The following is a 14,438-nucleotide window of genomic DNA, read 5'->3' as shown; positions in this document are numbered from 1 at the left end:
GAGGTCTTTTATGCTTTTTAAAAAGAAGAGAAAGCTTCGAAACGAATTTAACCAAGAGCTCTTTACTCAATTAGAAATCGCAAAGAAGGAATGGATGAGACAGAAAATCCTCATTGAAAAAAGTATTGAGCCTTCTGGTGCTATTTTAAATGATCTAAAAGTAGCGGAAACAAAATACTTCTTTTTATTACGGGAAGCAAAAAGGCGAAAAATATTTCTATAAAACAAATCCTACCAAGGTATAATTGACACCTTAGGTAGGATTTTTTATTGACAATTTGCTAAACAAAAAGAGGACAAGAGGTTCTTAAAACCCTTCATCCACATAGAATAGTAGTACAAATTGTGTGAAGGAGTGAAGTTTGATTGGAACCAAAGATTGTTATATCCATACTTGGAGGATTGATCGTGCTTGTGCTTCTAATGGGAGCTCCTCTAAAGCCCATACGATTAGTAGGACAAGTATTTGTTAAAGTTCTAATTGGAGCCTTGTTTTTATTTTTCTTAAATGCATTCGGAGCTTCATTTGATTTGCATGTTCCAATTAATCTAGTTACATCTGCTGTATCTGGTCTACTCGGTCTTCCAGGGTTAGCTGCACTCGTCATTATAGACTTATTTATTATAGGATAAAAAAACAAATGGACTTTCATTTGTTTTTTTATTTGGAAACCGTAGAGAAGCTTATTAAGGTAAGAATGAAAAATCACTTAAAATTATTTTAATATAATTTGTTGACATTCTGTTTAATCGGGTGTATATTTATATTCCTCACAGGGAATACAATATGAATAAGAAAACATTTAAAAAATATGGTTGACTTATTTTTGTGAGGATGTTATATTAATAAAGTCGCTTCTGAGAGGCGAGTTAATAAAGTTCTTTGAAAACTGAACACAATACAAGCGTCAACGTTAATTCTAAGTAACAAAACTTATTGAGCAATCAATACTCTTATTGGAGAGTTTGATCCTGGCTCAGGATGAACGCTGGCGGCGTGCCTAATACATGCAAGTCGAGCGAACCTTTGGGAGCTTGCTCCCAAAGGTTAGCGGCGGACGGGTGAGTAACACGTGGGCAACCTGCCTGTAAGACTGGGATAACTTCGGGAAACCGGAGCTAATACCGGATAATATATGAGACCACATGGTCTCGTATTAAAAGATGGCTTTTAGCTATCACTTACAGATGGGCCCGCGGCGCATTAGCTAGTTGGTGAGGTAACGGCTCACCAAGGCAACGATGCGTAGCCGACCTGAGAGGGTGATCGGCCACACTGGGACTGAGACACGGCCCAGACTCCTACGGGAGGCAGCAGTAGGGAATCTTCCGCAATGGACGAAAGTCTGACGGAGCAACGCCGCGTGAGCGAAGAAGGTCTTCGGATCGTAAAGCTCTGTTGTTAGGGAAGAACAAGTATCGTTCGAATAGGGCGGTACCTTGACGGTACCTAACCAGAAAGCCACGGCTAACTACGTGCCAGCAGCCGCGGTAATACGTAGGTGGCAAGCGTTATCCGGAATTATTGGGCGTAAAGCGCGCGCAGGCGGTCCTTTAAGTCTGATGTGAAAGCCCACGGCTCAACCGTGGAGGGTCATTGGAAACTGGGGGACTTGAGTGCAGAAGAGGAGAGCGGAATTCCACGTGTAGCGGTGAAATGCGTAGAGATGTGGAGGAACACCAGTGGCGAAGGCGGCTCTCTGGTCTGTAACTGACGCTGAGGCGCGAAAGCGTGGGGAGCGAACAGGATTAGATACCCTGGTAGTCCACGCCGTAAACGATGAGTGCTAAGTGTTAGAGGGTTTCCGCCCTTTAGTGCTGCAGCAAACGCATTAAGCACTCCGCCTGGGGAGTACGGTCGCAAGACTGAAACTCAAAGGAATTGACGGGGGCCCGCACAAGCGGTGGAGCATGTGGTTTAATTCGAAGCAACGCGAAGAACCTTACCAGGTCTTGACATCCTCTGACACTCCTAGAGATAGGATTTTCCCTTCGGGGACAGAGTGACAGGTGGTGCATGGTTGTCGTCAGCTCGTGTCGTGAGATGTTGGGTTAAGTCCCGCAACGAGCGCAACCCTTGATCTTAGTTGCCAGCATTAAGTTGGGCACTCTAAGGTGACTGCCGGTGACAAACCGGAGGAAGGTGGGGATGACGTCAAATCATCATGCCCCTTATGACCTGGGCTACACACGTGCTACAATGGATGGTACAAAGGGCAGCAAAACCGCGAGGTTAAGCCAATCCCATAAAACCATTCTCAGTTCGGATTGCAGGCTGCAACTCGCCTGCATGAAGCCGGAATCGCTAGTAATCGCGGATCAGCATGCCGCGGTGAATACGTTCCCGGGCCTTGTACACACCGCCCGTCACACCACGAGAGTTTGTAACACCCGAAGTCGGTGGGGTAACCGTAAGGAGCCAGCCGCCTAAGGTGGGACAGATGATTGGGGTGAAGTCGTAACAAGGTAGCCGTATCGGAAGGTGCGGCTGGATCACCTCCTTTCTAAGGAAACTGAAGTTCTACGAACTTCATAAAAAGACGCTTTGTATTGTGGTCAGTTTTGAGAGTGCTTTTGTGCTTTCAATTTTGTTCCTTGAAAACTAGATAACGTAACAAAACATTCATTGAAGTAGTAAAAGTTCTTTAAAACTTAAAGGTGAATGAGAAGCGAGAAGGTCGAGGAACCGATTGAGGAATCACCGGAGCGTACTTAAACGTACGTGAGGATGATGACGACAAGCGGTGACGAAGAGATTCGACGCTTATCAAAGCCGAATAGGTTAAGTTATGAAGGGCGCACGGTGGATGCCTTGGCACTAGGAGCCGATGAAGGACGGTACTAACACCGATATGCTTCGGGGAGCTGTAAGTAAGCATTGATCCGAAGATTTCCGAATGGGGAAACCCACTGCTCGTAATGGGGCAGTATCCTTACCTGAATACATAGGGTAAGCGAAGGTAGACCCGGGGAACTGAAACATCTTAGTACCCGGAGGAAGAGAAAGCAAACGCGATTTCCTGAGTAGCGGCGAGCGAAACGGAAGATAGCCCAAACCAAGAGGCTTGCCTCTTGGGGTTGTAGGACACTCTATACGGAGTTACAAAAGAGCGAAGTAGACGAAGCGACCTGGAAAGGTCCGTCAGAGAAGGTAACAACCCTGTAGTTGAAACTTCGTTCTCTCTTGAGTGGATCCTGAGTACGGCGGGACACGAGAAATCCCGTCGGAAGCTGGGAGGACCATCTCCCAAGGCTAAATACTCCCTAGTGACCGATAGTGAACCAGTACCGTGAGGGAAAGGTGAAAAGCACCCCGGGAGGGGAGTGAAAGAGAACCTGAAACCGTGTGCCTACAAGTAGTCAAAGCACATTTATGTGTGATGGCGTGCCTTTTGTAGAATGAACCGGCGAGTTACGATCCCGTGCAAGGTTAAGTTGAAGAGACGGAGCCGCAGCGAAAGCGAGTCTGAATAGGGCGATATAGTACGTGGTCGTAGACCCGAAACCAGGTGATCTACCCATGTCCAGGGTGAAGTTCAGGTAACACTGAATGGAGGCCCGAACCCACGCACGTTGAAAAGTGCGGGGATGAGGTGTGGGTAGCGGAGAAATTCCAATCGAACTTGGAGATAGCTGGTTCTCTCCGAAATAGCTTTAGGGCTAGCCTCGAGTTAGAGTCTTGGAGGTAGAGCACTGATTGGACTAGGGGCCCTCATCGGGTTACCGAATTCAGTCAAACTCCGAATGCCAAAGACTTGATTCTCGGGAGTCAGACTGCGAGTGATAAGATCCGTAGTCAAGAGGGAAACAGCCCAGACCACCAGCTAAGGTCCCAAAGTATACGTTAAGTGGAAAAGGATGTGGAGTTGCTTAGACAACCAGGATGTTGGCTTAGAAGCAGCCACCATTTAAAGAGTGCGTAATAGCTCACTGGTCGAGTGACTCTGCGCCGAAAATGTACCGGGGCTAAACGTATCACCGAAGCTGTGGATTGTTCTTACGAACAATGGTAGGAGAGCGTTCTAAGTGCAGCGAAGTCAGACCGAGAGGACTGGTGGAGCGCTTAGAAGTGAGAATGCCGGTATGAGTAGCGAAAGAGGGGTGAGAATCCCCTCCACCGAATGCCTAAGGTTTCCTGAGGAAGGCTCGTCCGCTCAGGGTTAGTCGGGACCTAAGCCGAGGCTGAAAAGCGTAGGCGATGGACAACAGGTTGAAATTCCTGTACCACCTCATTACCGTTTGAGCAATGGAGGGACGCAGGAGGATAGGGTAAGCGCGCTGTTGGATATGCGCGTCCAAGCAGTTAGACTGGTAAGTAGGCAAATCCGCTTACCGTAAGGTTGAGCTGTGATGGCGAGGGAAATAAAGTACCGAAGTTCCTGATTCCACACTGCCAAGAAAAGCTTCTAGCGAGGTAGAAGGTGCCCGTACCGCAAACCGACACAGGTAGGCGAGGAGAGAATCCTAAGGTGATCGAGAGAACTCTCGTTAAGGAACTCGGCAAAATGACCCCGTAACTTCGGGAGAAGGGGTGCTTTTTAGGGTGAATAGCCCTGAAAAGCCGCAGTGAATAGGCCCAGGCGACTGTTTAGCAAAAACACAGGTCTCTGCGAAGCCGCAAGGCGAAGTATAGGGGCTGACACCTGCCCGGTGCTGGAAGGTTAAGAGGAGGGGTTAGCGTAAGCGAAGCTCTGAATCGAAGCCCCAGTAAACGGCGGCCGTAACTATAACGGTCCTAAGGTAGCGAAATTCCTTGTCAGGTAAGTTCTGACCCGCACGAAAGGTGTAACGATCTGGGCACTGTCTCAACGAGAGACTCGGTGAAATTATAGTACCTGTGAAGATGCAGGTTACCCGCGACAGGACGGAAAGACCCCGTGGAGCTTTACTGCAACCTGATATTGAATTTTGGTACAGCTTGTACAGGATAGGTAGGAGCCTTGGAAGCCGGAGCGCCAGCTTCGGTGGAGGCGTCGGTGGGATACTACCCTGGCTGTATTGAAATTCTAACCCGAAGGCCTTATCGGCCTTGGAGACAGTGTCAGGTGGGCAGTTTGACTGGGGCGGTCGCCTCCTAAAGAGTAACGGAGGCGCCCAAAGGTTCCCTCAGAATGGTTGGAAATCATTCGTAGAGTGTAAAGGCACAAGGGAGCTTGACTGCGAGACCTACAAGTCGAGCAGGGACGAAAGTCGGGCTTAGTGATCCGGTGGTTCCGCATGGAAGGGCCATCGCTCAACGGATAAAAGCTACCCCGGGGATAACAGGCTTATCTCCCCCAAGAGTCCACATCGACGGGGAGGTTTGGCACCTCGATGTCGGCTCATCGCATCCTGGGGCTGTAGTCGGTCCCAAGGGTTGGGCTGTTCGCCCATTAAAGCGGTACGCGAGCTGGGTTCAGAACGTCGTGAGACAGTTCGGTCCCTATCCGTCGTGGGCGTAGGAAATTTGAGAGGAGCTGTCCTTAGTACGAGAGGACCGGGATGGACACACCGCTGGTGTACCAGTTGTCCTGCCAAGGGCATAGCTGGGTAGCTATGTGTGGAAGGGATAAGTGCTGAAAGCATCTAAGCATGAAGCCCCCCTCAAGATGAGATTTCCCATAGTGTTAAACTAGTAAGATCCCTCGAAGATGACGAGGTTGATAGGTCAGAGGTGGAAGCATGGTGACATGTGCAGCTGACTGATACTAATCGATCGAGGACTTAACCAAAATGATGAATGTAGGAGCGTTATCTAGTTTTGAAGGAATGAATCCTTCAACATAGTCTAGTGGCGATAGCGAAGAGGTCACACCCGTTCCCATACCGAACACGGAAGTTAAGCTCTTCAGCGCCGATGGTAGTTGGGACTTTGTCCCTGTGAGAGTAGGACGTCGCTAGGCACATTAAAGATCAGCCGATATGGTTGGTCTTTTTTTGTATTGTTTTTTTGAGTGGAATTAATTGTAGGGTGGTATGGTTTGCAGAACATGCCTATTTGGTAGTTGTTATGGGGAAAGACTAACGTCGTAACGAAAAGGACGTAATCGTGCCACTTTTGAGATTGTGAAGAAGGAAGTGGTAACGAAAAGTGCCGATTTGTTCCTGTTTCATGGATTAGATAAAGGAATAAGTAACGCTAGCCAATAAAAAAGCTTTTTTAGATTGTCATTTTTAATAACGGCAAAAATTAGGTAATAATGACCAAGCGGACGTCTTAAAGAGACTTTGAATTGTAAAAGATTAGGAAACACTGTTCCTGTAAATGCCTTAAAGAGGTTTGTGATTGTAAAATATTAGGAAACGCTGATCCCGCAAACGCCATAAAAAGGTTCTCATTTGTAAAAAAACAGGTAACAGTAAACCCGTAAACATCATTAACGGTATAACACTCACCCGCAAAACGATAACGGGTATACCGCAAACCCCATTAGCGGTATATCACTCAATCGCAAAACGATAACTGGTATACCGCAACCCCCATTAGCGGTATATCGCTCAATCGCAAAACAATAACTGGTATACCGCAAACCCCATCACCGGTATACCACGCACCCACAAACCAATAAATGATATACCGCAAACAAGCTAATTGATGTATCACCAGTGAAATATGCGCAAATGAGCCAGTCGTTTGACCACCCAGTAAAATAATTGCAACACACTGAGCAGCTGCCACAAAGTGCAGCTTTAGTTACTATTTTTTAATCTAAGACATACACAAACTAGCCCCGGAGTTTCATAGACTGCTAAATAAATTAAATTAAAACTGTTCGTTATTTTTATAATTGTGTATACATTTTGGAAACCCGGGCAAAATATGTGTATGGAGGTGGAGGCAGTGAGTTCACTCGCAAATAGAAACCATTATGGGGAAACGTGTATTATATGTGAGCAAAAGAAAGACAGAGGCATACACCTTTATACAAAATTCATTTGTTTGGATTGTGAGCAAGATATCATCCGTACAGAAACAAATGATCCTAAGTATCAATTTTATTTAGATCGGCTTAGAAAAGTTTCAACCCCAGAGATATATTCATAGTTTTAAACTACTTGGCATTGCTTTGCGTTAGGTGCAATCCCAAGTTAAAGTCGGACCTAGTGGAATAGGTCCCTTTTTTTGCTTTATAATAAGGTAAAGTACATAAGAAAGGTATATATCACTATGAATCAACAACAAACCCCATTGTTTGATGCACTCGATCACCATTCAAAGATGAGACCTCAATCAATGCATGTACCAGGGCATAAATATGGACAAGTGTTTTCCAATAAGGGATATGCCTATTTTCATAAAGTATTAGAAATTGATGCGACAGAATTGACTGGGCTCGATGATTTGCATCATCCGCAAGGGTCTATTTTGGAAGCAGAAAGATTAGTGGCAGACTTATATGGAGTTAAAAAAAGCTACTTTTTAGTAAATGGCTCTACTGTGGGGAATTTGGCAATGATTCTTGCAGCATGCTCTAATAAGGATACAGTCCTTGTGCAACGAAATTCCCATAAATCGATTTTAAATGGATTAAAAATGGCTGGAGCACGACCTGTTTTTCTTCATCCAACCTATGATGATGAAGTCCAGGTTCCTTCTTATGTTTCCTTTAAAACAGTAAAGGAGGCATTTGATACATACCCACAAATAAAGGCTGTTATTTTAACAAATCCCAACTATTATGGAATGGCGAATCAAAAAGAATTAGCCCAAATTATTATGTATGCACATAAGAAAGGTGCAGTAGTTTTAATCGATGAGGCCCATGGAGCCCATTTTTTGCTTGAAGGATTTCCTTCGTCTGCTGTTTCATTAGGTGCTGATATGGTGGTGCATTCTGCGCATAAAACTCTCCCAGCAATGACCATGGGTTCCTTTTTACATATAAATAGCCAGCTTATTACACATGAAGAGGTTGAGTATTATCTTCAAATGTTGCAATCGAGTAGTCCATCCTATCCAATTATGGCCTCGCTTGATCTTGCTAGGCATTACCTGGCTGAAGTGAAGGAAAAGGGGACAAACCAAATTATGGAGAGGATATCTAGATTGACTCAAAGACTTGAAGCAATACCACAAATAAAAGTTGTAACTTCAAAAAAACATGACATACAAACAGATTTATTAAAACTTACAGTCCAATCACAATGTAAGTTGACTGGATACGAGCTGCAAAGTTGCTTTGAAAAAGAAGGTCTTTTTACGGAAATGGCTGACCCAAATAATGTTCTTTTTGTGTTACCATTATCACAAGGCTTTGATGCTGATGAACTCTTTATAAAAATAAGGCGTGCTGTTAAAGAATATTTGCCGGTGAAACGTAGATTTATTGATTTACATCATGAAGGAAAGTCAGTTTCCACACTTGCTCTTTGCTATAATGAAATAAAAGGGTACAATAAAAAGGCTGTTTCCTTTAAAGATGCAATCGGAAACATTTCCGGAGAAATGATTATACCTTATCCACCCGGAATTCCTGTCCTAATGGAAGGAGAATGTGTAACTGAACGGCACATTGAAATCCTTACTACTTATATTGAGACAGGTGCACATTTTCAAGGCAGAGATATGAAGGAAAACAATATTAAGATATTAGATATGTAAGGGGCTTGAACGAAAAGTGACAGGTTATTTTATAACACTCGAAGGTCCTGAAGGTGCTGGAAAAACCACTGTTTTAGGAATCCTTCAGGAAGAGCTTTCAAAAAAAGGATATGATGTTGTTTCCACAAGAGAACCTGGTGGAATCGATATTGCTGAACAAATACGTTCTGTCATTTTAGATAAGAACAATACAAAAATGGATGCACGTACTGAGGCGCTTTTATATGCGGCTTCTCGTCGGCAACATTTAGTCGAGAAAGTTATTCCAGCGTTAGAAGAAGGAAAAATGGTTCTGTGTGACCGATTTGTTGATAGTTCACTAGCGTATCAGGGCTATGCACGTGAACTAGGAATTGATGAGGTTTTATCGATTAATGAATTTGCGATTAATGGTCTTATGCCATCATTAACGCTTTTCTTTGATATCCAACCTGAAAAAGGTCTAACAAGAATTAAGAAGAATGATGATCGAGAAGTAAACCGCCTTGATCTTGAGAAGCTTTCATTTCATCAAAAGGTGTATGAAGGATATGTAAAGGTTGCAGATCGATTTAAGGACCGATTTTACACCATTAATGCGGAAAACTCACTTGATGTAGTAACAAAGGAAGCACTTGAATTGATTGAAAGCCATGTACATAAAGGCTAATTGTGTAAATTACCTCAAAAGTCAGATGATTTTTGAGGTTTTTCTTTTCGTTCTGGCTATACTTGTTATAGAATAAAGACAAACATGGACATTCGCACATTTTGTTACCAAATTTCGTAATATGAAGGAACACGTAAAAGTGGTAAAATAAAGGGAGGCAAAACGATGAAGCTAGTTGTTGCAGTTGTGCAGGATAAGGACAGCAACCGTTTGTCACAGGCATTAGTTGAACATAATTTTAGAGCAACAAAGCTTGCTACTACAGGTGGATTTCTAAAATCAGGTAATACTACATTCCTTGTAGGAACAGAGGACATCCGCGTGAATAAATTATTAGATATTATCAAGGATAATTGCAAACATCGGGAGCAGATGATTGCCCCTGTTTCACCAATGGGTGGAAATGCAGATTCTTTTGTCCCATTTCCAGTAAAGGTTGAAGTGGGTGGAGCCACTGTGTTTGTATTGCCAATTGATGAATTCCATCAATTTTAACTTTATTCATGCACAAATACGCCAAGGCGTATTTGATTGTGAGGTGTTTTAACGTCTTATGAAGATAAACCAGGATTTTCGTGTGAATATAGATAAAAATCAGCCGAATACTTCCAATAAAGTTTCGGGAAATCTTACTTTCATCAAAATTGTTCATCAAGAAGGAAATAAGCTTCAAATGGAACAATTGACGAAGTTGCTTACTCAAATTGACATGGCGGGAGAACGACTCTCTCGCTCTCAAACTTTTCAGGATTTGGCTTCCTATAAATCCCTTGTAAAACGCTTTATCCATGAGGCAGTAGAGTATGGGATGGATATTAAAGATACCCATAGCTGGAATTTTAATGGACAAGGAAGAACACATAAGCTTGTTGAGACAATTGACAAAGAACTATTGGACTTAACCGAACAAATGGTTAACCAAGAAAAAGGGTCAATTGATATTCTCGGAAAAGTTGGATTAATAAAAGGACTATTAATCAACTTATATACGTGATTTGAAAGAGTGATATATAGTGGAAAAAACATGGGAACAACTGCAGGAATATCAACCACTTGTATTAAAAATGGTTGAAAATAGTCTCAGGAAGAACAGAGTGGCCCATGCTTACTTATTTGAAGGAAGTCGAGGGACAGGTAAAAAGGAAGTCGGTTATCTTTTAGCAAAGAGTCTTTTCTGTCAGCAACCAAACGGGTATAGACCGTGTAATGACTGCACGAATTGCCGGAGGATTTCATCGGGGAACCATCCTGATGTTCATCTCATTGAGCCGGATGGTCAGTCGATTAAAAAGTGGCAGATTCAAGCATTGCAGGAAGAGTTCTCAAAAACAGGTGTAGAGTCAAATCGTAAAGTGTATTTGATTAATCACGCTGATAAAATGACGACGAATGCCGCAAATAGTCTATTGAAATTTCTAGAGGAGCCGACAAGTCAAACAGTAGCGATTTTGTTAACTGAACAAATCCATCGGATTTTAAATACGATTTTATCCCGATGTCAGGTTTTATCGTTTCAGCCACTTGCTCCAAAAGTTATTTCTGAGCGGTTGATCGATGAAGGAATATCTCCTACGATGGCTTCACTTGTTGCTCATATCACCAATAATTTAGAAGAAGCACGCGAATTAAGTGAAGACACATGGTTTGGACAGTCCCGTTCAATAGTGTTACAATTATATGAAGTAATCCATACAAGGCCAACTCATGCTTTCTTTTTTCTGCAGGACCAATGGTTACCTCATTTTAAAGAGAAAGAGCAGCTTAGCTTTGGTTTAGATATATTATTGCTAATTTTTAAGGATTTATTATATATACAGCTTGGTGATGAAGAAAAGCTTATTTTTCATGACCAGATTACGAGTTTTAAACAACATGCACTTAAGACGTCAACTCGACGTGTGAGTGATCAAATAGCAGCGGTATTAGAGGCAAAACGTCGTCTATACACCAACATGAACCCACATTTATTAATGGAGCAATTGGTAATAAAGTTACAGGAGGGATATAAGCTTGTATGATGTAGTTGGTGTACGCTTTAAAAAAGCGGGAAAAATTTATTACTTTGACCCAAATGGTTTTACAATTCCTGATGGTGAATTTGTTATTGTCGAAACGGTTAGAGGAATTGAATTTGGCAAGGTTGTTATAAATAAAAAGCAAGTCGATGAACATGACATCGTACTTCCATTGAAAAAGGTCATCCGCATTGCGGATTCAAAAGATAAATTAATTGTAGAAGAAAATAAAGCAGCGGCTAAAGAGGCGTATGACGTATGTCAGGAAAAAGTAGCAGAACATAGCCTTGATATGAAGCTTGTTGATGTAGAATATACGTTTGATAGAAATAAAGTAATCTTCTATTTTACAGCAGATGGGCGCGTTGATTTCCGCGAATTAGTAAAGGATTTAGCGGCAATCTTCCGTACGAGAATTGAATTAAGACAAATTGGGGTACGTGATGAAGCCAAAATGCTTGGTGGAATTGGTCCATGCGGAAGAATGCTTTGTTGCTCAACCTTCTTAGGTGATTTTGAGCCGGTTTCAATTAAGATGGCAAAAGATCAAAACCTTTCATTAAACCCTACTAAAATATCAGGTTTATGTGGTCGATTAATGTGCTGTCTAAAATATGAGAATGATGAGTATGAAAGTGCAAAAGAACAGCTTCCAGACCTTGGGGATGTCATTGAAACCACAAGTGGTGCTGGGAAAGTTGTTGGACTTAATATTTTAGAACGAGTGCTTCAGTTAGAATTAATTGGCCGTGAACGAGTTGTCGAATATACGTGGGAGGAACTACTGAAAGAAGGAGCGATTTCGATTCAAGCCACAGAATGACGAGGTGGAATGCGTGGATAAAAAAGATATTTTTGAATCTGTTAGTAGTATGGAGAGTCAAATTGGAAATCTGTACAAACAGCTAGGAGAATTGAAAGAACATCTTGGGCAATTACTTGAAGAGAATCACAATCTGAAAATGGAGAACGACCTTTTACGGCGCCGACTTGATCAATCCATTTCAAAGAAAAAAGAGGAAAAAAGTGACAAAGTCTTACCAGAAGCTAGACTAGTTGATATCGGAGAGGGATATGATAATTTAGCTAGACTTTATCAAGAGGGCTTTCATATTTGTAATGTACATTATGGAAGTGTCCGTACTGATGGTGACTGCTTATTTTGTCTCTCCTTTTTAAATAAGAAATAAGTCCTTTCCAACCGGGAAGGGCTTTTTCAATTTCTAGGAAAAGCCTTATAATGATATATAGATTACTGTAGGGAAGGAAACAGATTGCAATGGTTCAATTATATGATGGTGAACGATTAGATCATTTATTAGCGGAGAACTTAAGAATCATCCAAAGTCCTTCTGTCTTTGCTTTTTCATTGGATACGGTGCTTTTAGCAAGATTTGTGTATGTGCCCATTCAAAAAGGAAAAATCATTGACTTATGTACAGGTAACGGGGTGATTCCGTTATTATTAAGCAGGAGATCGAAGGCAGAGATTACCGGCGTTGAAATACAAGAACGTATTTATGATATGGCAAAACGCAGCATCGAGTATAATGATCTAACAAAACAACTTTCAATTATTCATGGGGATATTAAAGATATGCCTGAAAAATTAGGTCGTGGGAAATTTGATGTGGTGACGTGTAATCCACCGTATTTTCCAACTCCTAAGGCAGATGAAATCAATAAAAATGAACATCTTGCGATTGCTCGACATGAAATATATTGTACATTAGAGGATGTTGTCCGTGTAAGTAGTCAGTTGGTTAAGCAAGGAGGAAAGGTTGCATTTGTTCATCGCCCCGGGCGGTTAATGGACATTCTTACCTTGATGAGACAATACAGGGTTGAGCCAAAACGATTGCAATTTGTACATCCAAGGTTGGGGAAAGAGGCCAATACGATCTTAGTTGAAGGAATCAAACAAGGTAATGCTGATCTGAAAATTTTACCTCCACTCTATGTATATGATGAACACAAAGAGTACACAAAAGAGATAAGGACAATTCTCTATGGAGACGAATAAGCATTATTTTTATGTCGTGGAGTGCAAGGATGGAACCTATTATGCAGGTTATACAACAGATCTTCATCAGAGGATGAAAAAGCATAATGAGGGAAAAGGCGCCAAATATACAAGAGGTAGAGGTCCAATTACGTTATTATTTGCGCAGGAATTTGAAACAAAAGAAGAGGCGATGCGCGCAGAATATAGATTTAAACGATTAAAGCGGCCTGAGAAGGAACGGTTGCTGGCAATGGAAAGTGAGGAACGCTATGTGGCAGCAAAAAAGCTTTCAACCAAATTATGAATATGGAACTTTATATCTTGTTCCAACTCCCATTGGGAATTTGGAGGATATGACTTTCCGTGCAATTAAGATTATGAAGGAATCTGCTTATATTGCGGCAGAGGATACAAGGCAAACAAAAAAGCTTTGTAATTATTTTGAAATTGAAACACCTGTGATTAGTTATCATGAACATAATAAAAAGGTAAGCGGGGATAAAATTCTGTCATTATTACGCGAAGGAAAAGATGTAGCACTTGTAAGTGACGCAGGCATGCCGACAATTTCTGATCCTGGCTATGAATTAGTGGTCGAAGCGGTTCAAGAAAAAATGTATGTCGTTCCACTACCCGGTGCGAACGCAGCGTTAACATCTCTTATCGCTTCTGGACTTTCGACTCAACCCTTCTATTTTTACGGTTTCCTAGATCGAAATAAGAAAGAGAAGCGAAAGCAATTGGAAGGCTTAGTTCATATTCAAGCAACGATGCTTTTTTATGAGGCACCACATCGCTTAAAGGAAACGTTGAAGTTGATGAAAGAGGTATTAGGAAATCGACAAATTACCGTTTCCAGAGAATTAACGAAAAAGTTTGAAGAGTTTATTCGTGGGGACTTGGATGAAATCCTTACATGGACGGAGGAGGATACAGTTCGCGGTGAATTTTGTCTTGTTGTGGAAGGAGCCCAGAAAAGCGAATTGGTTACTTCCGAGGTTTGGTGGGAGCACCTATCGATCGAACAACATGTAAACCACTATGTTGAGACGGGGGCCATGACAACGAAAGAAGCTATTAAACAAGTGGCAAAAGATCGGAATCAGCAAAAGAGAGAAATATATCAAGAATATCACGGCTTATAATAATGAAAAAAGCTTCTCGGGTAGAGAAGCTTTTGTAACATCT

General features: G+C 42.2%; 13 protein-coding genes and 3 rRNA genes. All 16 read left to right on the top strand.

Going from position 1 to position 14,438, the window contains the following annotated elements; genetic code table 11:
• Window positions 1-10 precede the first annotated feature (10 nt).
• The 16 genes from ABC371_RS05375 (at window position 11) to rsmI (ending at window position 14,395) form a co-directional block, all read left to right on the top strand.
• Entirely contained in the window at window positions 11-223 is a 213-nt protein-coding gene (locus ABC371_RS05375) for a YaaL family protein (RefSeq protein ID WP_412895849.1), read from the top strand.
• 143 nt (window positions 224-366) lie between these two features.
• Window positions 367-633, top strand: coding sequence for a pro-sigmaK processing inhibitor BofA family protein (locus ABC371_RS05370; RefSeq protein ID WP_116354843.1), 267 nt, complete (start codon window positions 367-369; stop codon window positions 631-633).
• A gap of 321 nt (window positions 634-954) precedes the next feature.
• Window positions 955-2,504, top strand: a 16S ribosomal RNA gene (locus ABC371_RS05365).
• Window positions 2,505-2,780: 276 nt separating this feature from the next.
• Window positions 2,781-5,711 (top strand): 23S ribosomal RNA (locus ABC371_RS05360).
• A 55-nt stretch (window positions 5,712-5,766) separates the two neighbouring features.
• Window positions 5,767-5,882, top strand: a 5S ribosomal RNA gene (rrf, locus tag ABC371_RS05355).
• Together the 16S, 23S and 5S rRNA genes form the textbook arrangement of a ribosomal RNA operon.
• Before the next feature lie 923 nt (window positions 5,883-6,805).
• On the top strand, window positions 6,806-7,024 hold the full coding sequence (locus ABC371_RS05350; protein ID WP_412895848.1) for a sigma factor G inhibitor Gin: 219 nt from the start codon (window positions 6,806-6,808) through the stop codon (window positions 7,022-7,024).
• Window positions 7,025-7,147: 123 nt separating this feature from the next.
• A complete protein-coding gene (locus tag ABC371_RS05345) occupies window positions 7,148-8,581 on the top strand; it encodes an aminotransferase class I/II-fold pyridoxal phosphate-dependent enzyme (protein ID WP_412895847.1) in 1,434 nt (477 codons plus the stop codon).
• Window positions 8,582-8,597: 16 nt separating this feature from the next.
• On the top strand, window positions 8,598-9,230 hold the full coding sequence (gene tmk, locus ABC371_RS05340) for a dTMP kinase (protein WP_412895846.1): 633 nt from the start codon (window positions 8,598-8,600) through the stop codon (window positions 9,228-9,230).
• A gap of 165 nt (window positions 9,231-9,395) precedes the next feature.
• Entirely contained in the window at window positions 9,396-9,725 is a 330-nt protein-coding gene (locus tag ABC371_RS05335) for a cyclic-di-AMP receptor (RefSeq protein ID WP_077620134.1), read from the top strand.
• Between the two features lie 58 nt (window positions 9,726-9,783).
• Entirely contained in the window at window positions 9,784-10,224 is a 441-nt protein-coding gene (locus tag ABC371_RS05330) for a YaaR family protein (protein ID WP_412895845.1), read from the top strand.
• A gap of 19 nt (window positions 10,225-10,243) precedes the next feature.
• On the top strand, window positions 10,244-11,248 hold the full coding sequence (gene holB, locus ABC371_RS05325; protein ID WP_412895844.1) for a DNA polymerase III subunit delta': 1,005 nt from the start codon (window positions 10,244-10,246) through the stop codon (window positions 11,246-11,248).
• The gene (gene ricT / locus ABC371_RS05320; RefSeq protein ID WP_136380345.1) at window positions 11,241-12,068 is read left to right on the top strand and encodes a competence/sporulation regulator complex protein RicT; all 828 of its coding nucleotides are present in this window, start codon (window positions 11,241-11,243) and stop codon (window positions 12,066-12,068) included. Before holB ends, ricT begins: the two co-directional genes overlap by 8 nt.
• A 13-nt stretch (window positions 12,069-12,081) precedes the next feature.
• Complete coding sequence (gene yabA / locus ABC371_RS05315) at window positions 12,082-12,435, top strand: DNA replication initiation control protein YabA (protein ID WP_412895843.1); 354 nt, start codon at window positions 12,082-12,084, stop codon at window positions 12,433-12,435.
• Between the two features lie 89 nt (window positions 12,436-12,524).
• Window positions 12,525-13,268 carry a tRNA1(Val) (adenine(37)-N6)-methyltransferase gene (locus tag ABC371_RS05310; protein ID WP_412895842.1) on the top strand — a complete coding sequence of 248 codons (744 nt, stop codon included), beginning with the start codon at window positions 12,525-12,527 and terminating at the stop codon, window positions 13,266-13,268.
• Window positions 13,255-13,554 carry a GIY-YIG nuclease family protein gene (locus tag ABC371_RS05305; protein WP_412895841.1) on the top strand — a complete coding sequence of 100 codons (300 nt, stop codon included), beginning with the start codon at window positions 13,255-13,257 and terminating at the stop codon, window positions 13,552-13,554. Before ABC371_RS05310 ends, ABC371_RS05305 begins: the two co-directional genes overlap by 14 nt.
• Complete coding sequence (gene rsmI, locus ABC371_RS05300; RefSeq protein ID WP_412895840.1) at window positions 13,520-14,395, top strand: 16S rRNA (cytidine(1402)-2'-O)-methyltransferase; 876 nt, start codon at window positions 13,520-13,522, stop codon at window positions 14,393-14,395. Before ABC371_RS05305 ends, rsmI begins: the two co-directional genes overlap by 35 nt.
• Window positions 14,396-14,438 lie beyond the last annotated feature (43 nt).

Source organism: Bacillus jepli (assembly GCF_047238305.1).
Classification (GTDB): Bacteria; Bacillota; Bacilli; order Bacillales; family Bacillaceae_L; genus Ferdinandcohnia.
The sequence above is the reverse complement of the archived record's forward strand: the minus strand, read 5'-3'. Positions and strand labels throughout refer to the sequence as shown.